The organism is Nostoc sp. (genome assembly GCF_036916735.1).
GTDB lineage: Bacteria > Cyanobacteriota > Cyanobacteriia > Cyanobacteriales > Nostocaceae > Nostoc.
On the sequence record NZ_JBALFV010000105.1, the window covers coordinates 36,524 to 56,768 of the forward strand.

The 20,245-nt window shown below is 42.9% G+C and carries 18 protein-coding genes; 11 read left to right on the forward strand and 7 right to left on the reverse strand.

All coding sequences use genetic code 11. The features are described from left to right. Positions 1 to 53 precede the first annotated feature (53 nt). Positions 54 to 653 (forward strand): MBL fold metallo-hydrolase, encoded by a 600-nt coding sequence (locus V7L20_RS25560; protein ID WP_334746764.1) that lies wholly within the window; start codon positions 54 to 56, stop codon positions 651 to 653. Positions 654 to 879: 226 nt separating this feature from the next. Further along, a complete protein-coding gene (gene ribD, locus V7L20_RS25565; protein ID WP_334746781.1) occupies positions 880 to 2,106 on the forward strand; it encodes a bifunctional diaminohydroxyphosphoribosylaminopyrimidine deaminase/5-amino-6-(5-phosphoribosylamino)uracil reductase RibD in 1,227 nt (408 codons plus the stop codon). Between the two features lie 29 nt (positions 2,107 to 2,135). On the opposite strand, the gene V7L20_RS25570 is transcribed toward ribD, so the two are convergent. From V7L20_RS25570 to V7L20_RS25585, 4 genes are all read right to left on the reverse strand, one after another. Further along, the gene (locus tag V7L20_RS25570) at positions 2,136 to 2,354 is read right to left on the reverse strand and encodes a hypothetical protein (protein ID WP_334746765.1); all 219 of its coding nucleotides are present in this window, start codon (positions 2,352 to 2,354) and stop codon (positions 2,136 to 2,138) included. 579 nt (positions 2,355 to 2,933) lie between these two features. Continuing rightward, a complete protein-coding gene (locus tag V7L20_RS25575) occupies positions 2,934 to 4,175 on the reverse strand; it encodes an NAD(P)-binding domain-containing protein (protein ID WP_334746766.1) in 1,242 nt (413 codons plus the stop codon). A 59-nt stretch (positions 4,176 to 4,234) separates the two neighbouring features. After that, complete coding sequence (locus V7L20_RS25580) at positions 4,235 to 6,076, reverse strand: protein kinase domain-containing protein (protein ID WP_334746782.1); 1,842 nt, start codon at positions 6,074 to 6,076, stop codon at positions 4,235 to 4,237. A 200-nt stretch (positions 6,077 to 6,276) separates the two neighbouring features. Beyond that, the gene (locus V7L20_RS25585; RefSeq protein ID WP_334746767.1) at positions 6,277 to 7,206 is read right to left on the reverse strand and encodes a LysR family transcriptional regulator; all 930 of its coding nucleotides are present in this window, start codon (positions 7,204 to 7,206) and stop codon (positions 6,277 to 6,279) included. A 131-nt stretch (positions 7,207 to 7,337) separates the two neighbouring features. Between V7L20_RS25585 and V7L20_RS25590 the strand changes: the two genes are divergently transcribed. The 3 genes from V7L20_RS25590 (at position 7,338) to V7L20_RS25600 (ending at position 9,803) form a co-directional block, all read left to right on the forward strand. After that, positions 7,338 to 8,072, forward strand: coding sequence for a DsbA family oxidoreductase (locus V7L20_RS25590; RefSeq protein ID WP_334746768.1), 735 nt, complete (start codon positions 7,338 to 7,340; stop codon positions 8,070 to 8,072). Positions 8,073 to 8,214: 142 nt separating this feature from the next. Beyond that, entirely contained in the window at positions 8,215 to 8,652 is a 438-nt protein-coding gene (locus tag V7L20_RS32855) for a hypothetical protein (RefSeq protein WP_442943632.1), read from the forward strand. Then, on the forward strand, positions 8,649 to 9,803 hold the full coding sequence (locus V7L20_RS25600; protein ID WP_334746769.1) for an FAD binding domain-containing protein: 1,155 nt from the start codon (positions 8,649 to 8,651) through the stop codon (positions 9,801 to 9,803). Before V7L20_RS32855 ends, V7L20_RS25600 begins: the two co-directional genes overlap by 4 nt. Positions 9,804 to 9,810: 7 nt before the next feature. On the opposite strand, the gene V7L20_RS25605 is transcribed toward V7L20_RS25600, so the two are convergent. Beyond that, the gene (locus tag V7L20_RS25605; RefSeq protein WP_334746770.1) at positions 9,811 to 10,017 is read right to left on the reverse strand and encodes a hypothetical protein; all 207 of its coding nucleotides are present in this window, start codon (positions 10,015 to 10,017) and stop codon (positions 9,811 to 9,813) included. 31 nt (positions 10,018 to 10,048) lie between these two features. Next, positions 10,049 to 11,098 carry a hypothetical protein gene (locus tag V7L20_RS25610; protein WP_334746771.1) on the reverse strand — a complete coding sequence of 350 codons (1,050 nt, stop codon included), beginning with the start codon at positions 11,096 to 11,098 and terminating at the stop codon, positions 10,049 to 10,051. A gap of 478 nt (positions 11,099 to 11,576) precedes the next feature. On the opposite strand from V7L20_RS25610, the gene V7L20_RS25615 reads away from it, so the two are divergent. Together V7L20_RS25615 and V7L20_RS25620 are read left to right on the forward strand one after the other, a co-directional pair. Next, positions 11,577 to 13,505, forward strand: coding sequence for an alpha-amylase family glycosyl hydrolase (locus V7L20_RS25615; RefSeq protein WP_334746772.1), 1,929 nt, complete (start codon positions 11,577 to 11,579; stop codon positions 13,503 to 13,505). Positions 13,506 to 13,847: 342 nt separating this feature from the next. After that, positions 13,848 to 14,588 carry a hypothetical protein gene (locus V7L20_RS25620; RefSeq protein ID WP_334746773.1) on the forward strand — a complete coding sequence of 247 codons (741 nt, stop codon included), beginning with the start codon at positions 13,848 to 13,850 and terminating at the stop codon, positions 14,586 to 14,588. A gap of 338 nt (positions 14,589 to 14,926) precedes the next feature. Here V7L20_RS25620 and V7L20_RS25625 read toward each other — a convergent pair whose 3' ends face one another. Next, entirely contained in the window at positions 14,927 to 15,334 is a 408-nt protein-coding gene (locus tag V7L20_RS25625) for a hypothetical protein (protein ID WP_334746774.1), read from the reverse strand. 766 nt (positions 15,335 to 16,100) lie between these two features. Between V7L20_RS25625 and ppsA the strand changes: the two genes are divergently transcribed. The 4 genes from ppsA (at position 16,101) to V7L20_RS25645 (ending at position 20,152) form a co-directional block, all read left to right on the forward strand. Next, positions 16,101 to 18,626, forward strand: a complete 2,526-nt coding sequence (gene ppsA / locus V7L20_RS25630; RefSeq protein ID WP_334746775.1) for a phosphoenolpyruvate synthase — start codon at positions 16,101 to 16,103, stop codon at positions 18,624 to 18,626. Positions 18,627 to 18,638: 12 nt separating this feature from the next. Continuing rightward, entirely contained in the window at positions 18,639 to 19,073 is a 435-nt protein-coding gene (locus tag V7L20_RS25635) for an element excision factor XisH family protein (RefSeq protein ID WP_334746776.1), read from the forward strand. Next, a complete protein-coding gene (locus V7L20_RS25640; RefSeq protein ID WP_334746777.1) occupies positions 19,043 to 19,402 on the forward strand; it encodes a XisI protein in 360 nt (119 codons plus the stop codon). The genes V7L20_RS25635 and V7L20_RS25640 overlap by 31 nt, the downstream gene beginning before the upstream one ends. Before the next feature lie 147 nt (positions 19,403 to 19,549). Then, positions 19,550 to 20,152 (forward strand): GNAT family N-acetyltransferase, encoded by a 603-nt coding sequence (locus V7L20_RS25645; protein WP_334746778.1) that lies wholly within the window; start codon positions 19,550 to 19,552, stop codon positions 20,150 to 20,152. Positions 20,153 to 20,245: the final 93 nt, after the last annotated feature.

Consider the following 20,245-nt stretch of genomic DNA (forward strand, 5'->3'; position numbering starts at 1 on the left):
ACTTAATTATTGATATAAATAGTCAATTACTGAAGTACTGATCCAGAATCATCATGAAATCTTTGCACCGTCCCGATCTCTATAGCTGGTCTAATTTCAATCCGGCAAGAAATATTGATTTCAATGGGATTGCCTGGATTCGCCCAGATGGCAACATCTTGATTGACCCAGTAGCCCTATCAAACCATGATTGGAATCATCTAAAATCCCTCGGTGGTGTAGTTTGGATTGTGCTGACGAATTCTGAACATGTCAGGGCAACTAAAGAAATTGCCGATCAAACCTATGCTAAAATAGCAGGTCCTGTGGCAGAAAAAGATACTTTCCCTATACCTTGCGATCGCTGGCTGTTTGATGGTGAAGAGTTCGTACCAGGACTGGAGGTAATTGAACTCCAAGGCTCGAAAACTCCCGGTGAATTGGCTCTGTTACTGGAGAAGACAACTTTGATTACAGGGGATTTAGTCAGGGCACGCAAAGCAGGTAGTTTAACTATATTGCCGGATGATAAGCTGCTGAATCGAGAGGAAGCTGTTGCTTCTATTCGCAGGTTAGCAGAACTGAGTCGTGTAGAAGCAGTGCTAGTGGGGGATGGTTGGCCTGTCTTTCGCGACGGACGTGATCGCTTAAAGGAACTTGTAGCGACGCTGTAAATACTAGGGTAGTACAGCTAGCTGTGCTACCCTACAGGAGATTGTGGTTCAAATAGATAAAAAAAGTTGTAAGAAGAATTGTAAATATTACAACTTGATACAAGTTAAGACAGCTAAATAATAGCGCCTAGATTTGACTCTGTTTAATTATCACGAGTAAAGCGCGATTCTCCTGTAAAAAGGCTGTGCGATCGCGTGCAGAATATTTACAGTGTTGCCTAAAATTATGGATAATTTCCTAGTGGTCGCTCAAGCAGATGCATCCTTAGCAAATTACACTCAAGAAAATATACATCTAGTGGAGTCAGCAGTTGGATTGAATTCACCACCAAAGGAAAAGATCGGAAGTGACTTTGACTCTCGCATGATGCTGCGGTGTTTGGAACTTGCTCGCCGTGGTTTAGGACGGACTTCGCCAAATCCGCTAGTGGGAGCGGTGGTTGTCAAGGATGGCGAGATTGTCGGCGAGGGTTTTCATCCTCGTGCAGGTGAGCCTCATGCAGAAGTGTTTGCCTTGAGAGCAGCAGGCGATCGCGCTCGTGGTGCAACAATCTATGTTAGCCTAGAACCTTGCAATCATTACGGACGTACTCCCCCGTGTTCAGAAGGATTAATCCAAGCAGGAGTGGCAAAAGTGGTAGTGGGTATGGTTGATCCCAATCCCCTGGTAGCTGGAGGTGGTATTGCCCGTTTACGTGCTGCAGGAATCGAGGTGTTGGTAGGAGTAGAAGAATCAGCTTGTCATCAGCTAAATGAAGCTTTTGTACATCGCATTCTCTACAAACGACCTTTAGGAATTTTAAAATATGCCATGACTTTAGACGGCAAAATTGCTACTACCTCTGGTCATAGCGCCTGGGTGACAAGCCCAGAAGCTCGCAGTGAAGTACATCAACTGCGGGCGGCTTGCGATGCAATAATTGTCGGCGGTAATACAGTCCGACAAGATAATCCTTACTTAACTACCCGTCAGGTGGAAGTACATAATCCCCTGCGGGTGGTGATGAGTCGCCATCTCAACTTACCGGAAAATGCCCATCTGTGGCAAACTGCGGATGGTCCAACTTTGGTGTTGACACAAAAGGGTGCTAATCCCGACTTCCAAGAACTGTTGCTCAAGCAGGGGGTGGAGGTGGTGGAATTAACATCACTTACACCAGATAAGGCAATGGTGTACTTATATGAGCAGGGTTTTTGTAGCGTCTTGTGGGAATGTGGCGGAACCTTAGCTGCTAGTGCGATCGCTCAAGGAGCAGTCCAAAAAGTTTTGGCATTTATTGCCCCGAAAATCATTGGTGGTAACATTGCTCCCACACCCGTGGGCGATTTAGGTTTTACTACCATGACTGAGGCGTTGTCTTTAGAACGTGTTCGTTGGCGTGTAGTCGGCTCTGACTGCTTAGTGGAAGGTTATTTTCCTAAAAAGCCAATAGTCAATAGTAATAACACTTGACTATCAATTAAATTATCGTGATTTTGCTATCATGAACACTGACGTTCATGAGCAATATCACGTATAAGGGCTAGCCGAGATTGAATGTAGTGGTACAGATAATCAGTTTCGTTAGAATCTAACAACACTTGTGTTTCGGTTTGTTTTACTAACCACTGCACCAAGCTAGCATCATCCAGTTGTAAGAGGAGCTTGGCTTGGGCAGTTTCAACCACTGACCAAAGCTGACGCATGATTGTAGGAGTCATCAGACCTTAATTGAATAATTAGCTTCGCTGTCTTTAGATTACACAATTACCATCGCACTTGACGACATTAATGTAGAAGTTGAGACAAGTATTATTAAAAAGTTAATAATGGTATTTATAACTTTATGAAGATTAAGAATTTTAAACTTAGTTTTGAAAAGGGGCATTGGGCATGGAAAAGATAGATTTTCATAGGTTTAGTTGCAAAACCTAAAAGATAAATACACTAATTCTAAAAACTGGGTTTTTGTGCTTTAAAATACCGAAATTGTGTTGATTATAGCCTAAGTAAAGCCCATTTTTTCACGACTATATTGAATACTGAATCTGTCTTATAGAATACAAAATCTTGCGAAAGCCATTTTATTTAAAACTTACACAAAATATCTCTCAAACTCTGATTTCTCCGTGTCGCGCCAGTTGCTACCTTACGGGAACGCTAAGAGCGAACAAGTCTCTTAACTGCAAGGGCGCACTGGCTTCTGTGCGCCTCTGCGGTTCGTTATTCAGTAACTCGTGCGTAAGTCCTATTATTATCAAATAACACACTCCGATTTATTCTGCTTTACTAATGCAAAATTACTTCTTCTGCTCTTGAGCCACAATCTTTGATGCAATGAAGGCCGCATCTTCTCCAACGCCCAACAGAAGACCAGACTTCACGGTGTGCAGCCAAGGTAGACCTAGTAAGTAAAGTCCGGGATAATTTGTGAGACCACGCTTGTGAATTGGATAGCCATCACTATCTAAGATTGGCAAGTGAATTAAGCTGAAATCGAACTTGTAGCCTATAGCCCAAATCACGCTAGTCACCTCGCTGGATTTTAAATCCAACTCTAAAATCTCTTCGGAGTCATAGCCATCCCGCAAATTAAGCAGGTTTTCTTTGGGGATATCCAGACCGTTTTTCTCGATACAGTCGTCAATATCTTTGAGCAAATCGACTTCAAACTTATCCGCTTTGGCCAGATTTTCTTTAAGATCCCCAGCCAATACGATCTTGCCGTCATATACACTTTGAATACGACCTAACAGCACTACCCCATCTCGCGCAAATTGGTGCAGGTTGAGAGTATGACCGCCACCTTTACCAGATAAATGCGGATTTCCCTTAAACTTAGCTTTCGGGGACGGTAGCTTATCTACTGTCTGCTCATAAGACCCCATCTTGTCTATCCACCAAGTGATATCTTTGCCCCGATACCGACGAGGTATGCGACCAGCACTGCTCACGCACAAATATACTTTGATTCCGGTCTGATAAAGCTCCTCGGCAATCTGACAGCCCGATTGTCCACTACCCACCACTAGCACCGCACCAACTGGTAACCCCTCTGGATTGCGGTATTCGCTGGAATGAAGTTGCTTTATCTGTGCTGGAAGAGTGATGCTGAAAGATGGAATTTTAGGGCGCTGAAATAGGCCTGTAGCCACTACTACATTGGTCGTTGAGAATATTCCACTGCTGGTCTTGACAATATAGCCTACTTTTGTAAAATTTTGTTCTACTGCTGTGACTTGGATACCATAACGCACAGGTAGGTTGAAGCGCTCCACGTATCGCTCTAAGTAAGTTACGATTTCGTTACGGGTCATGAAACCATCTGGCTCGTGGCCTTGATATTCTGCTCCTGGTAGTCGAATCTGCCAATTGGGGGTCACCAGGGTAAAAGAGTCCCAACGCTGATTGCGCCAAGCATTACTTGCTTGAGGTGATTGCTCAAGAACAATATGTTGACAAGCTTGCTGGGTCAAGTAGTAGCTAATTGAAAGCCCAGCTTGTCCACCTCCGACAATTACTGTTTCTATATATTCACTCATTTACAATTTTTCCTTTCTACATCGTTGCCCAATCTATGGAGTAGCGAACAAGTAAGCTATTAACACTGTTTGGCTGCTGATGGACTAACAAAATCATGTAAATTTATATCCCAAATGCTAATGTAAATAAAATCACATTGTTGACGGATAATTTGACCCTTGATTGAGCCATTATTAAAACTAAAATTATCAGATTGACGCTGTTGTACCTGTTTGAGTCCGTGCTTAATATCTTCAGTGGCTTGCCCATCTAACATTCCATTCAAGGTAGCTTCCATTACCTGCGGGTCTACCGATTGGGCAAAAGATACCTCAGTTTGACGCAGCACTTTAGAATTACGATCAAATAAGTAGCCAAGGTCAATTTTGTTTGGCACTAGTTTGTAAACTACAGCACGGGTTTTGCCCCATGCACCTCTTAAATCTTGATTTGGTTTGCCGAGGGTAGCTTCTACGGCGCTTCTTGGTGTACCTGTAGGAAAAGCGGGAACGTTTTGCCTACTGCTAGTGGTAGCTAACTTACTGGGCGGTTGATCGTTGTTTTGTGGACTGGAACGCGCTTTTGGCGTGGCAGGTGCGTTGGCATTGCCCCCCGCAGGCATCGCCTCATTCTTTGGTTCTGGCTGTGGTGTGGATACTGCTAATGGTGCTGAATTATCTGAAGTTATAGTCTCTGGTTCAGGCTGTGGTATGGATACAACTGGAGGATTAGAGGTTGGCAAAGGATCGGGAATTACTGGCTGTTTTGGTCGTGACGTCCGTAGAACTGGAACTGGAGAAGTTTGCGAAGAAACACGCAAATTGGGAGATGCAGCAGTGGAAGGCAAAGATTCTGGCGATGGGGTGGGATTTGTGGCAATGGTTGTTTCTGGTTGTTGCTGACGAGTGATGTTAGAAATTGCTACTGCACCAAGCAAGCCACCGATCAGCAAACTACCAACAATCACAGCGGGTTTTTGCCAGTTTCCATCAGAGGAAGACCGTGCGATCGCAGAATTTTTTTGCGAGGAATATAATGGTTGGGTTTGTCGAGTTGATGTAGCAGTGGGAGAAAAACTTACTGTGGAAGTATTTGCATCTGACTGCAAGGCATATAGCATCTTACTGGCAGTGCTGTAGCGATCGCCAGCATGAGGCTTAATTGCTTGATTGAGTACCGCCGCCAATTGGGAAGAGACATGAGGGGCGCGATCTTGCCAAAGTATTTCTCCAGTTTTGAGATCGGTTGGTAATTCTTGGGGGTGTTTACCAGTCAGCAGATAAATTGCCGTTAAACCTAAGCTGTAGATATCAGTGGCGTAAACTGGACGGCCAACGGCTTGCTCGCTAGGCATATACCCAGGTGTACCAATGACAAGCGATCGCGTGGGGTATCCTGGAGAATTCACCATTGAACGGATTGTTTCTTTGACTGCACCAAAATCAATTAAAACAGGCTTGCCATCAACAGAACGGAGAATGATATTATCTGGCTTGATATCTCGGTGAATAATGCCTTTGCTGTGGACATAATCCAAGACCCAAAGCAGACTCAAGAGAATTTGCCGAACAGCAGTTTCACTCTCAAATCCTTTGGCTTCGACAATTTTTGTCAGGGTTTGCCCGTGAATCCATTCTTGGACAAGGTAAAATTGCCCGTTTTCAGAAAAGTAGGCGTAGAGTTTCGGAATTTGATGACTACTTTCACCCAAAAACTCCAAGGTTGCTGCTTCCCGTTCAAAGCGCTGTTGGATAAGTTGGTAGGTTTGCGGGTCATTATTGGTTATCGGTTTGAGTTGCTTAATTACACAGCGACGGCGAGAAGGCATATGGACATCTTCTGCCAGAAAGGTTTCACCAAACCCACCAGCACCGATTACTTGAATAACTTGATAGCGATTGTTCAGCAGGGTTATTGTCATGAAAATTACAAGTGTAGACACTAACTGCGGAGCCGGAGACTTCTTGTCTTCTCCGGGCTTGTCGTCAGACATCGCCCTTACCAAATGTACATCAGATGAGTTGATGAGTCATGGACACTGAATTGAGAACGGGCGTACCTAATGATTGGGGGAGTACAAGGATGCTCAAATCAACCGTCTGAGTGGAAAGTGCCACAAGCCTAACTTTCTGTCTCCCAGTAGGGCGGATTGCCAAATTGCTGAATCAGGAAATCCATGAAAACTTGAACACGTAGCGAGTGCTTACGATTGGGTAAATACAATGCATAAACACCTGTATCTGGATCAGTTTGTGGAGAAATTTGAAAATCAGACAACACTGCCTGCAATCGTCCAGCTTTAATATCTTCGCCGATCAACCAGGTTGGCATCAAGATTAAACCACTGCCATCTAAACAAACTTGACGCAGCATCTCTGAGTGGTTTGCCACTAGAGATCCACTCACTTTGACTTCACACACTTCTGTCTCACGCTGGAAGCGCCAGATTTGATGATTTGTGGAATAAGCAAACAGCAAACAATTGTGCTGAGTTAAATCGTTGGGATGACTCGGTTTACCATGTTGCTTAAAATAGGCTGGGCTACCGCAGACTAGACGATCGTAGGTCGCCAGTTTACGAACCATTAGATTGGCATTGGAACGATCAAGGTTGCTGATGCGGATGACCAAATCTAGATCGGCTTCTGCCAGGTTTGCCAGTCCATCGCTCAGTTGTAAATCAAGTTTCACTTCTGGGTACTGAATCAGAAAATCGCTCAGAATTGGAGCAATGTGCAGCCGCCCAAAAGTCACAGGCAGACTGATTCGCAAAGTACCGTGTGGAATATCACCCTGTTCCATAACACAAATGTTGGCTTCTTCCACATTTTGCAGAATTTGTACGGCTTTGTTGTAATACTTCTGCCCCTGTAGTGTGAGCGTGATGCTACGCGTGGAGCGGTTGAGTAACTGAGTGTTCAGCATCGCTTCCAGGGAATTGATTTGGCGCGTCACCGAGGAGACGGCTAAACCTAATTGCCGTGCAGTTTCCGAAAAGCCACCAGTTTCTACGACTTTGACAAACGATCGCATCGCTGCCAGTTGATCCATCGCATCCCCCCTAAACTGATTCTTGCAAAAAACGCAAAGGTGTTTAGCGTATTTAGTAGATTAACATTCTTTTCAAATGAAATTAAAGTGAAACTATCAACAGTTGCAGAACAGTCTCAAAGGAGGCAACGATGACACTGACGATCGCAATTACTTCTGATTTCATTTGTCCTTGGTGTTTAGTGGCAGAAACGCGGTTGAATCAAGCGATCGCGCAACTAAATTCTGCTGTTGAGATTGAATACCTCTGGTTTCCCTTTGAGCTAAATCCGCAAATGCCAGAAGCCGGAATGGATCGCAAAGCCTATCGCACTCGCAAATTTGGCAGTTGGGAATACTCGCAAGGGTTGGACGCAAAAACGGTGCAGGCAACACAAGCTGATAATATTAACTTCCGCTACGACCTGATGACTGTCACACCCAACACCCTGAAAGCACATCGATTGACCTGGTTTGCAGGCAATCAGGGCAAAGCGACACAGATGGCTGTCCGCATTCTCAATGCCTATTTCACAGAAGGTCGAAACATTGGCGATGTTGAGACTCTAGCAACTTTGGCAGCAGAGATCGGGATTGATGCTGCTCAAGTGAAGGCGTTTCTGGAGTCAGAAGCAGGAATTCAAGAAGTCAAAGACTTGGAACAACAGGCGATGTCTACGACGGTCACTGAGCCTGTCCTGAGCGTAGCCGTTGGCGAAGCCTCTCGTAGAGAAGGGCGCAGTCGAAGTGCGGGCTACGCCTACGCCCAAGGAATTCATAGTGTTCCGACCATTTGCATTGGTCGAGAAATCATATCTGGAGCGCAATCAGTTGAAGTCTTTCTGGCAGCTTTGCACCAAGCAGTGAATGAATTAGCAACCGCTTAATCACGCCCGTTGCAATCACAACTCAAATCAACAGGACTTACGCAAAAATTGCTAAAAAGCTTAATTTATCGAACCGCCAAGACGCCAAGAGCGCCAAGTATTCGTAGAGTGTGCGTAAGTCCTAATCAATAATCATAAAACAATGATGAACGATACAACTGGACAATCTGCTGCAAAAGTTCGGCTCTATGGTTTACCGAATTCAGCAGAAGCCTATAAAATTCGAGACTTCCTGAATCGCAGTGTGGTGGAATTTGATTGGATTGAACTTACAAATGATCAAGACTGCGATCGCGAACTAGGGTTTTCAGCCCTAAGCGATCTCCGATTGCCAATAATTGAGTTTCCAGATGGCACGCAACTCTTCTCGCCTTCGATTCGAGAAATTGCTCAACGACTTGGTTGGGTGACACAGCCAAAATTTCGTGAATACGATTCGTTCTTCTTAGAAACCAGTGTTCCTGGCTCGTTTGCCGCAGGAGATGTGCGCCACGGCTCAGTCAAGCGTGTCGCTTCTGCTGTGGGAGAAGGGGCGATGGCAGTTACGTTTGTGCATCAATATCTGGAGGAAAACAGATGAACGCTACTGATCGTCGTGCCATTGTCATCGGTGGCTCGCTGGCGGGGCTATTTACGGGAACCCTGTTGCGATCAATTGGTTGGCAGGTCGATATTTATGAGCGATCGGCTCATACGCTCGACAGTCGCGGCGGCGGCATTGTGCTCCAGCTTGATGTGATTGAAGCGTTTCAACGTGCAGGCATTCTCCAGGACAACCTGGGTGTCGTGGCGCAAGAGCGCTATTACTTGAAGCAAAATGGCAGCATTCAACGAATGCCGATGCGTCAAACCTTGACCTCCTGGAACTTGCTCTACGCTTCGATGCGGCGGCAGTTTCCAGATGAGCATTACCATCAAGGGAAATGCTTGAGCCAGATTGAGCAAAACGCCAATCAGGTGACAGCCATCTTTGGGGATGGTACGCGTGAGACAGGCGATTTATTGGTAGGAGCCGATGGGCCGAATTCCACCATCCGCCAATTGCTGCTGCCTAGCTACACGCCCCAGTATGCAGGCTATGTTGGTTATCGCGGCTTAGTCGATGAATGGGAACTAGACCCAGAAACGGCTGCCATTTTTACCGAGCGCTTTGTGTTCTATCAGTTTCCCAATTCACACATCCTGCAATACGTCATTCCAGGCGAGAATGAATCGCTTGTGCCGGGAGAACGTCGCTTTAATTGGGTGTGGTATGTCAATTACGATCAAACAACTGAATTGCCGCACATTCTGACTGATAAGCACGGCAAGCGTCGAGATTTCTCGATTCCACCCGGTCTGATCGCGCCATCTGTAGAACAAGAGATGCGATCGTATGCAAACCGAGTCTTAGTTACTCCGTTTCAAAAGCTAGTGGCAGCAACAAAAGAACCGTTTGTGCAAGCCATTTTGGATCTGGGTGTACCCCAAATGGCTTTTGATCGCATTGCCTTAGTGGGAGATGCAGCGTTCATCCCCCGCCCACACACCGCAGCAAGTACCTCAAAAGCGGCAGCAAACGCGCTCGCGCTCGTCGATGCTCTGAGGGATCATCAGAATGTCTCGGAAGCACTCTTTGCCTGGGAAGGCGATCAACTGGCGTTGGGAATGCGGCTATGGAAACACGGTCAAGCCTTGGGAGAGCAATCCCAGTTTATCTATGGCACAGAGCGCTGGAAGGGAGAGCAATGAGAAGTCATTAATCAGCCTGAATCGGTTTGAGACATTTAGCGATGGCATTGTCTGCATATTGCACTGCATCTATAATTCGTAGCGAATTAAATTTTGCAATACTCCGCAATCCTAATGCGTCGGTTTGCATTGTTAATGCGTTGGTATGCATTGTTAATGCGTTGGTATGCATTGTTAATGCGTTGGCTTGCATTGTTAATGCATCGGGTTGCATTCAAAACGCTACGCTTTTACCTAAAGCTGTACTAAGTGAACTCTATAGTCTCAACAAACTCTAAAATACTCTCCTTAATATCTTCAGCTTCTTCTTCAATAGAATCGGGAGTTTCGCCGTTAGTAAAGCTGTGCTGACTACTAACTATATACAAAAATTCACCCCTGATAAAGGTGAGCAGCCCCCGGTACGCATCTAATCTCATAGCAGTTCCATTATTTTCTTGCTTAGAAATCGTGGAACCTTTGGGCATATCAATTAATACATAGTAAGCACCTCGCAAAGTATCTTTCAGATATTCGGTATACTCCACAGAAGCATCTGGGACATTGGCAAAAATCGCCTGCGGTACATACTTGTCTACTAAAATTGTTTCTAAATATTCTTCTTGTCCAACAGACTCCAGTTCATCTAATTGTTCCAAAGGGAAAGGATAATAATCGATTCTTAGCAGAGTACCGATGTCATCAGAAAAGCCAACTACTCCTTCCTGACTTTGAATTCTACCGCCCTGCTGCGGATCAACGGGAATCGGTACGGTAAAATTACCTAAAGGAGATTGATATGTCTGTTCGCTAAAATCTTCGATGACTACTGTCTCATCTTCATCGTCTATATATTCTTCATTTTCTGCTTCCTTAAAGGCTGCAATTACCTCCTTAATGATTTCCTCTGCTTCTTCATCCTCAAGTTCCAAGGCTGCTTGTAGCTTTTTGAGGTAAGCTTGTTTTGGTTTGGGAATGGCGAGATCATCGTCTAAAAGCACTATTACCCCAGCTGCAAAACCATCCAGTACTAATTCATCTGAGAGAGATACTTTGGCAGTATTAAACAAAGCCCCGATTCCCTCTTCTTCTGCAATGAAGATGAGTCTATCAACAATTTCTACAATTTCATCTTCTGAGTATTCTTCAAAAACCTCAAATTCCCAGAGGATACCCGCTAAACTTTCTGCATCGACATCTTCAATCAATGAATCAGCGATCGCAGTGACAGTTGCGATCGCCGCCACTGCTTCCTCTGGACTCAGTGATTCCTCTGATGTCTTTGGTGAGTTAAAAACCTTGTCATATTTGGTCATAAATGCTACCTGAATTAATTCCTTGATAGTAATAACAGATTGAAAGTGACAATGGTCAGTTTACTAATGGAGCGAATCTTCTAGAGAAAAAGTTGGCTTATACGTGGTTGACTCAGTATTGATTGGGTGTAACAAAAGCTTGTTTACAACTAATTTCCCAGGAGTTGAGGTATTCTAAAATATGTTCTCGAATATACACTTAAACACGAGCTAGGCTCAATATTTACCGCAAGTCAATCTAATTAAATATTGTAAATTTTTGTAACCGAGCAATTATCGTAAATAACTGCTATGTCCTTTTATGTTTATCCTCCAGCAGATGAATTATATCTATCGATAGAATTATAAACTAGCTAGCGATAGATACATACACCATAGGCAGGATGTCACAATGCCAAAATTTGTAGTAGCAGACAATACTCGAAACGTTGTACTGTTGGTTCTACAAGTGTGAATTACATGAAATTTTGAGTTTTTTATGGTACAAACCCCACCATCTCAGTTTTCACCAGAGCAATATAAAGTAGATCCGGCAAAGGAAAATGTAGAAGCTCTTATACAAGAACCACAGTTAGATATTGAGATTGCTTTAGAGTTCCTTTACACCAGAGATATTGAATTTCGTCAGGAAACAATTTATTTTCTCGTAGTTGATCGCTTTTATGATGGCGATGCAGAAAACAGCGAAGGTGCAAACTCGGAACTGTACGATCCAACTAGACAAGATTGGGGTAAGTACTGGGGTGGCGACTTGCAAGGTGTCATCGATAAATTAGATTATCTCAAAAATATGGGAGTTACTGCTCTTTGGCTAACTCCACTATTCGAGCAGGTTGAAGAGTTATTTGTTGGCAATGCAGCAATACATGGCTATTGGACAAAAGACTTTAAACGGCTTAATCCTCGATACATTGCTGACGGAGAAAACCCTTCTTTAAACGCTACTCAAGAAGAAAAAAATACAACCTTTGATCGGTTAATTACAGAACTGCACAAGCGCAATATGAAGCTAGTGCTGGATATTGTCTGCAACCATAGTACACCTGATACTAGCGGTAGCAAAGGTGAATTGTATGATGATGGTGTCAAAATTGCTGACTTCAATGATGATGCTAATAATTGGTATCACCACTATGGCGAAGTGCAAAACTGGGAAGACGAATGGCAAGTGCAGAACTGTGAATTATCTGGTCTAGCAACTTTCAATGAAAATAATACTGAATATCGAGACTATATCAAGTCAGCCATTAAACAATGGCTAGACCGGGGTGTAGATGCACTGCGGGTGGATACTGTCAAGCACATGCCGATTTGGTTTTGGCAAGAATTCACCGGCGAGATGACGAATCACAAACCAGATGTATTTATTTTTGGTGAATGGATTTATAGTAATCCGACTGACGAGCGCTCAGTAGAATTTGTTAACCACTCAGGTATGACACTTCTAGACTTTGGACTGTGTGTAGCAATTCGAGCTGCACTGGGACAAGGTTCAGAAATGGGATTCCAAACGATTCAATACATTTTCGATCAAGATTATCGCTATAAAGGGGCAACAGAGCTAGTTACCTTCATCGATAACCATGATATGTGCCGTTTCCAATCGCTAAACCCCGATCCAGCGATGCTGAAGGTTGCGATCGCCTTAATTATGACCTGTCGCGGTATTCCCTGCATATATTACGGCACAGAACAATATCTGCATAACGATACTGATGGCGGTAACGACCCCTATAACCGCCCAATGATGGAAAATTGGGATACTGAGAGTGAGATTTATCGTTGTGTCAGACTGCTGTCTGGCTTACGGCGACTGAATCCAGCCGTATCAATGGGTAGCCATTGGCAAAAATACTTAACAGCGGATGTTTACTGCTTTGTACGCCGTTATCGTGACTCTGTGTGTTTTGTAGCTTTAAACCGGGGAGGAGAAGTTACTTTACCAGAAGTAGAAACAGAATTGCCCGATGGAGAACATACCTGCGTGATAACTCGCAACAAGTATGAGGTAAAAGATGGCAAGATTTATAACTTAGTACTAGAAGAAAGGGGAGTGATTGTTTTCAGCCACGTTGGCGAACGGATCAAAGCACAAACAATTGTCCGCGTCCAACTCAATGGTGTGGAAACCAAACCTGGTGAAATCATTGTGGTGACAGGAGATTGCCCAGAGTTAGGTAACTGGGATATAGGCAAAGCCTATCCCCTAGAGTACATCAACACTAATACTTGGTTTGCTGAGATTCCCTTTGATGAAAGTGCCGGAAATCTCATAGCTTACAAATATGCCATGTGGCGGGAAGGGCGATCGCCTCTGCGCGAAAATCTAGTAAATCGTCGCTGGGTGATTGCCAAAGAAGGCACTGTAAAATGGCGTGATACCTGGGCATCGGGAAGAGAATCGTAGAAATATCGAATGAGTAATGAAGAGTGAAGGATTAAAATTTTGATTCTTCACTTTTCATTATTTATAAATTTAAAGTAACAAAAAATACACAAATAAGGGTGTTGAATCGCAGTATCTGCCATAGTGTATTAATTTACAGTGATCTGGATCACACCATTTTCTGAATAAATAAAATATAGATAATATCAAGCACATAAATACCTAATAACTGTCAAAAGGAGGAGCTAAGAGGCTCTACCTTTTACAAAAGTAAAGGATGCATAAACCTTTATGAGCACTAAACTCACCAGTTTTTAATTCTTAACCAAGTCATCTAAAAAAATTAGAAAAAGGTAAATAGTAATGCTCGACCTCTTATTAAAAGATAAATTAAGTGCTAAAAAAACACTAAAAGTCAAAAAAGAAATTTTAGCAAGAGTTCAAGGTCGGGAACTAGAAAGTTTAAATGCCGAAATGAATTTTTATAAAACTGAATTACTTCCCTATTTTATCAAGTTAAATCAATACAATCCTGTTGTTAGTGTTACAGAGCAATTACGGCTTTTAGTGGGTGTTTGGACACCAATCTGGTCTACCATATCGTTTCATGAAAGTTTACCGCAAAGAATACAAGAGCAGTCCTTCCAAATTTTCCAGCATGATGGTTACTGTGCGAGTATAGCTCGGTATATACTGGGAAAAGATTCGTCTTTATCCGATAATTTTCAATTAAAATTACCAGCTTATGATTTCATGATACTCCAAAAATATGGAGTTCAAAATGGTAAATGGGATCTTCAAAACATTGATAGATTTCAGGCTTTTAAAAATAGAGAAATTCCTCTAACGTTAGAATCAGTCTACAACTGGTTTACTAATGTAGTTAATACTAAAGTCAAACTGAATGCTGCAAAAGAGGCTTTGCCTAAAGCCCTCAAATTAGGAAATATAGAGATAAATAATGCTAATGAGTTTCAAAAACCATATTTAGCACCTTCTCAAGTGTTTGAGCATTTATATATAGATATTGACTGGCGACTTGTAAAAACTCAAACAGATGCCTCACATCTACCTAGTTACACAATTTTTGTGAAGAGGCAATAAGAATGAAAAACTTCACGCCACTTGCTCTCTAGAGTTTTTGGGCATGGGGCATGGAGAAGAAACTACCTGTTTGGCCACTGCCCTGCTTGCCCCAAGCGACAGGGAGAACAACCTCATCCACCCACGGAGTGCGTAGCAAGACAAAATCCGGGGATGGAGTTTCCCGTCGCTTTCAATAAATAAATATCTGAATCAAATCCAATATCTAATTTTTTTTGCTATGGTGATTCTAAAGGAATTGTTAAGTAATTACGAGGTGTCAATCAAGTGAGTAGTTGATGAATTTGTATATTAAAATACAAATAGAGAGATTTTCTCTATAAAATGGATCTGTTTTATTACTTATTCGGTTGGGCAATACGCGCTTCAATATCTTCCAATGTTTGTAACAATAGACGACTTGCCTGCAATTGCCAACCCCATTTTTGAATCCTAAAAGCTAATACAGTTCCAACTATAGCAGCTAACAAACAGATGGGTTGATTTAAAGAAATTCCGAATAATAAACCCAATCCAGCAATTCCCCAAAATGGTAAAGCTGCTGTTTGCCTTTGTTCTTCCACAATTTGAGTAATCATATTAGAAGATTGCTTAGTAGCGAGTAATGCCTCTTTGACTTGTCGCTGTTCGGCTGCGGATACCGACAAACCTATTTTGCGCCGTAGTTTTTCAATTTTGCGGGCATCAGTGCTGTACTCAGTTAGCTCATCTTCTGCCATTTTCAGCAGTCGTTCTAGTTGCGCCATTATGCATTGCATCCGATATTATGATACAGCTATTATCCAGAATAATTGTTATTTATAGCAATCCGATTTGATTCCTAAATTACTTGTAGAGACTGGGAAGAAGGAATAAAGGTGTACTGAGTTTTTTCAAAAATCAAATATGAGTCTTATATGAACTATAGTTTGGTATTTAATTGCACAATTCAAAATCATGCCACTAGCTGTAATATCTAAAATTGAATATAGGAAAAATATACTAGTACACCACGGTGTAAATAGAAGAGCAACCAGTAAAGGGGACTGGAGACACTTCTCTTCTCTACGAGAGGCTGCGCCAACGAGACGCTTTGCGTAGCTTGCTTCCCCAAAGAGGTACGACAAGCGGTAGTTGAATCTCAACTTGGCCGCAGTTGAATCTCGACTCCGCTCGATTACCGCGTAGCCGAAACTCAATTACCGCGTAGCCGAAACTCGATTTTTGCAAAGTCGAAACTCAGTGCAGCGCTGGGGATTAAAGACTTGTACTCTCGCACTTGTGCCGAGCGACTTGTACTAAGTTCAGCCCAAGCAAAGCCGAGGGGCGTAGTCGAAGTAAGCCGAGGTAAGCCAAAGTATTGGGAATTGGGTATCAAGTCGAAAATTATACTAACCCATAAACTAAGTTAAAAATTGTTAAATAGCTTAAATTATATAATACTTTTGACTTATGAATTTTAACTTTTGATTTCCGCCTTGCGGTACTAGCGGTTAGGCGCTGACAAACTGAGCATAAACTTAAAAGGTAATTATGACTATAGTATCTAAAAGCACATTATCTCAATCTTCTCAAGAGCGATCGCTCATCTTGTGGTTTGATGAAGTTGGTATTGCTGATATTCCCGTAGTTGGTGGTAAAAATGCCTCACTGGGCGAAATGATTCAACAGCTAACGCCGAAAGGTATTAACGTTCCCACTGGATTCGCCACTACTGCTTACGCTTATCGTTATTTTATTAAATCGGCTCTTTTAGAAGCAAAGCTACGCAAACTATTTGCTGACTTGGATGTTGAGGATGTCAATAATTTACGAGAACGGGGAAAAAAAGCGCGATCGCTATTAATCCACACCCCATTTCCTGTAGAATTGCGGGAGGCGATCGCTAAAGCTTACCAGAGTCTTTGTGAACGATACAATGCAGAGACAGATGTTGCAGTCCGTTCTAGCGCCACCGCCGAAGACCTTCCAGATGCTAGTTTTGCTGGACAGCAGGAAACTTACCTTAACGTTGTCGGCACTGAAGGAGTTTTAGCAGCTTGTCATAAATGCTTTGCTTCCATATTCACAGATCGCGCCATTTCTTATCGTCACACCAAGGGATTTGACCACTTTAGCATTGCTCTAGCTGTAGGTGTGCAAAAAATGGTGCGCTCTGACTTAGCAACCTCTGGGGTAATGTTCTCCATTGATACAGAAACCGGATTTAAGGATGCTGCACTGATTACAGCCGCCTACGGTTTAGGTGAAAACGTTGTTCAAGGGTCTGTAAATCCAGATGAATATTATGTTTTTAAACCAACTTTAAAAGCTGGTTTTTGCCCAATTATCGACAAAAAATTGGGCAGTAAAGAACTGAAAATGATTTATGATGACGGCTCAAAATTTACAAAAAATGTCTCTGTTTCACCCAGCGAAAGAGGTAAATTTGCCCTGAGTGACGAAGAGATTTTACAACTAGGAACTTGGGCGTGTTTAATTGAAGACCATTATTCTCAAGTCCACGGTGTTTTTACTCCAATGGATATTGAGTGGGCAAAAGATGGAATTACAAATCAACTTTTTATTGTGCAAGCGCGTCCCGAAACGGTGCAGTCGCAGAAGACGGGAAATGTGTTGCGGAGTTATCGGTTGGTATTGGGGAATAGGGAATGGGGAACTTGTACTGAGCGAAGCCGAAGTATAGGGAATGGGGAAAAATCTTCCTACTCCTCACTTCCTGATTACCAATCCCTAATCCCTCTTGTTACGGGGCGGGCGATTGGAGAAGCGATTAGTCAAGGGAAAGCACGGCTAATTTTAGATGTTCACAAACTAGACCAGTTCCAAGCCGGAGAAGTTTTGGTGACAGAGAGAACTGACCCGGATTGGGAACCAATTATGAAACGCGCTAGTGCAATTGTTACTAATTCTGGGGGCAGGACATGTCATGCAGCAATTATTGCGCGAGAATTAGGTGTACCTGCGATCGTGGGATGCGGCAATGCTACAGAAATCTTAAAACTTGGTCAAGAGGTAACAATTTCTTGCGCTGAAGGAGAAGAAGGAAAAGTTTATGCAGGCTTATTACCTTTCGAAGTGGAAGAAGTTCCTTTAGAGAACTTACCCCGTACTCGGACTCAAATTTTAATGAATGTCGGTAATCCTCAAGAAGCATTGAGTTTATCAGCAATTCCTAACGATGGGGTGGGTTTAGCAAGGACAGAATTTATCATCGCTAACCAAATTCAAATTCATCCAATGGCATTGCTCCACTATGATTTATTAAAAGATGAATTTGCCAAAACTAAAATTGCTGAAATTACTGCACTTTACGACGATAAACCCCAATATTTTGTAAATAAATTAGCCCAAGGAATAGGTAGAATTGCTGCGGCATTTTATCCCAAAGCAGTGATTGTGCGAATGTCAGATTTTAAGAGTAATGAATATGCCAATTTATTAGGTGGGCGACAGTTTGAACCCCATGAAGAAAACCCAATGCTGGGTTGGCGGGGGGCGGCGCGTTATTATGATGAAGGCTACAGAGAAGCTTTTGCCCTGGAATGTCATGCCATCAGGCGGGTAAGGGAAGAAATGGGTTTGACGAATGTTATCCCGATGATTCCGTTTTGTCGCACTCCTGATGAAGGGCGTTTGGTTTTAGCAGAGATGGCAAAAAATGGTTTAAAGCAAGGTGTTAACGACTTGCAGGTTTATGTGATGTGCGAGTTACCCAGTAATGTTATTTTGGCTGAGGAATTTGCTGAGGTATTTGACGGCTTCTCGATTGGTTCTAATGATTTAACTCAACTGACATTGGGGATAGATAGAGATTCAGCCTTGGTAGCGAGATTGTTTGATGAACGCAGTCTAGCTGTGAAACGAATGGTAAAAATGGCCATAGAAGCGGCGAAAAAATGTGATCGCAAAATCGGCATTTGTGGACAAGCACCCAGCGACTATCCAGAATTTGCCCAGTTTTTAGTTGAGCAAGGAATTGACTCAATTAGTCTCAATCCAGATTCGGTTTTAAAAACAATGCTGGAAGTGGCAAAAGTCGAAGGTACTAATTCGTAATTCGAGTAATTTATGCCAGTTAGAGACCGTTACCACGAAAACGTCAAAAATGCCCTGATTAAAGATGGCTGGACGATTACCGACGATCCATTTCATCTGAAGTGGGGAAAAAGAGATATGTATGTTGACCTGGGTGCAGAGAAATTGATTGCTGCCCAAAAGGAAGGCCAGTGGATAGCCGTTGAGATTAAAACGTTTCGCAGTGTATCGGACATGACTGATATCGAACACGCGCTGGGACAGTATCTTGCATACCGCTCTGTGATGACTAGAACCAATCCTGAACGAGTCCTCTATCTCGCTGTTCGTGACGAAGTATACGCCGATATCTTTGATGAACCAATTGCTAAACTTTTGATAGAGGATTACAAAGTGCATATCGTTGTATTTCAACTAGAGCAAGAGGTTATTTTCAGATGGATACCTTGGAGCAGTACAGGCAATTAATTCGGAATATTCTGATTGAGCATACAAAAATCCCCTTCAGCATTGGCAATATTCAATTTGAAACAGTTTTCGACAGCGAACAAGACCGTTACTTGTTGATGATTTTGGGAAGAGAACCAGCATATGATTTATCTCCTACTGTGACTCGCCGCGTTCACGGCTGTCTGATTCACATTGATATTATTGATGGCAAAATTTGGATTCAACGTGATGGCACTGAAGAGGGGGTAGCAACAGAATTAGTAAAAGCAGGTATCACAAAGGATCGGATTGTCTTAGGGTTCCGGTCTGAAGAACTGCGGAAAGATTCAGAATTTGCAATCGCATAGCCAACAGTAGTTGAACTTCTGGATAATTGCTCATAGCATAGCGATCGCCATATTTGATTTGTGTAATTGTCTACAAAACTTTTGACTGCTCAACCATAAGTATCTTAGTATTTTGCAGAATGGTGATTTATTTTAGCCAAAAGCAAGATGACAAATCTTTTGGAAACCGAACGCTTGATTATTCGCAGTTGGATACCCGAACGCGATGCCGAACAAGCGTTTGTAATTTATAATGACCCCAAAGTTACGCACTTTCTTGGTAAAGCTTCTCTGGTTACAAGTGTTGAGTCACAGCGTCAGCGTTTAATTGAAGGTATCGAGCGAGCGCACCGACGCAACAATGGTACTGGATCTTGGGCAATTGTCGAAAAGGAAACTACAACAATTGTAGGAACTATCCTTCTGTTACAATTGCCCGACAACAATGGTTTACCTACTCAAGATTATGAGGTAGGCTGGCACTTGAGGCAAGCTTCTTGGCGTAAAGGGTATGCAACAGAAGCAGGACAAGTTATGCTCAACTACGGATTTAATGTTTTGAACTTGCCAGTAATTTATGCCGTAGTGAAGCCAGAAAATCATGCCTCAATCCGTGTAACAGAACGATTGGGTATGAAACCAGTGGGGCGGACAAACAAATATTACGGTATTGAACTACTCCTGTTTCAACTAGATGCACTTGAAGAGTGGAGGGAGAAAACAGGAGCAGTTCTTGAGCAGAGGGTAGGAGGGCAAAAGAGTGGAGTTTAAAGACTCGTCGGCGAGTATTAAAGACTCATTCACGAGTATCAAAGACTCGTCGGCGAGTATTAAAGACTCATTCACGAGTATCAAAGACTCGTC

What these genes read in the sequence shown, in the direction of transcription:
- V7L20_RS25605 (WP_334746770.1), bottom strand. Translation starts at nt 10,017, where the DNA reads ATGCAACCCGATGCATTAACAATGCAAGCCAACGCATTAACAATGCAT.
- V7L20_RS25620 (WP_334746773.1), top strand. Translation starts at nt 13,848, where the DNA reads ATGCTCGACCTCTTATTAAAAGATAAATTAAGTGCTAAAAAAACACTA.
- V7L20_RS25600 (WP_334746769.1), top strand. Translation starts at nt 8,649, where the DNA reads ATGAACGCTACTGATCGTCGTGCCATTGTCATCGGTGGCTCGCTGGCG.
- ppsA (WP_334746775.1), top strand. Translation starts at nt 16,101, where the DNA reads ATGACTATAGTATCTAAAAGCACATTATCTCAATCTTCTCAAGAGCGA.
- V7L20_RS25635 (WP_334746776.1), top strand. Translation starts at nt 18,639, where the DNA reads ATGCCAGTTAGAGACCGTTACCACGAAAACGTCAAAAATGCCCTGATT.
- V7L20_RS25585 (WP_334746767.1), bottom strand. Translation starts at nt 7,206, where the DNA reads ATGGATCAACTGGCAGCGATGCGATCGTTTGTCAAAGTCGTAGAAACT.
- V7L20_RS32855 (WP_442943632.1), top strand. Translation starts at nt 8,215, where the DNA reads ATGATGAACGATACAACTGGACAATCTGCTGCAAAAGTTCGGCTCTAT.
- V7L20_RS25610 (WP_334746771.1), bottom strand. Translation starts at nt 11,098, where the DNA reads ATGACCAAATATGACAAGGTTTTTAACTCACCAAAGACATCAGAGGAA.
- V7L20_RS25640 (WP_334746777.1), top strand. Translation starts at nt 19,043, where the DNA reads ATGGATACCTTGGAGCAGTACAGGCAATTAATTCGGAATATTCTGATT.
- V7L20_RS25575 (WP_334746766.1), bottom strand. Translation starts at nt 4,175, where the DNA reads ATGAGTGAATATATAGAAACAGTAATTGTCGGAGGTGGACAAGCTGGG.
- V7L20_RS25580 (WP_334746782.1), bottom strand. Translation starts at nt 6,076, where the DNA reads ATGACAATAACCCTGCTGAACAATCGCTATCAAGTTATTCAAGTAATC.
- V7L20_RS25590 (WP_334746768.1), top strand. Translation starts at nt 7,338, where the DNA reads ATGACACTGACGATCGCAATTACTTCTGATTTCATTTGTCCTTGGTGT.
- ribD (WP_334746781.1), top strand. Translation starts at nt 880, where the DNA reads ATGGATAATTTCCTAGTGGTCGCTCAAGCAGATGCATCCTTAGCAAAT.
- V7L20_RS25570 (WP_334746765.1), bottom strand. Translation starts at nt 2,354, where the DNA reads ATGACTCCTACAATCATGCGTCAGCTTTGGTCAGTGGTTGAAACTGCC.
- V7L20_RS25560 (WP_334746764.1), top strand. Translation starts at nt 54, where the DNA reads ATGAAATCTTTGCACCGTCCCGATCTCTATAGCTGGTCTAATTTCAAT.
- V7L20_RS25645 (WP_334746778.1), top strand. Translation starts at nt 19,550, where the DNA reads ATGACAAATCTTTTGGAAACCGAACGCTTGATTATTCGCAGTTGGATA.
- V7L20_RS25615 (WP_334746772.1), top strand. Translation starts at nt 11,577, where the DNA reads ATGGTACAAACCCCACCATCTCAGTTTTCACCAGAGCAATATAAAGTA.
- V7L20_RS25625 (WP_334746774.1), bottom strand. Translation starts at nt 15,334, where the DNA reads ATGGCGCAACTAGAACGACTGCTGAAAATGGCAGAAGATGAGCTAACT.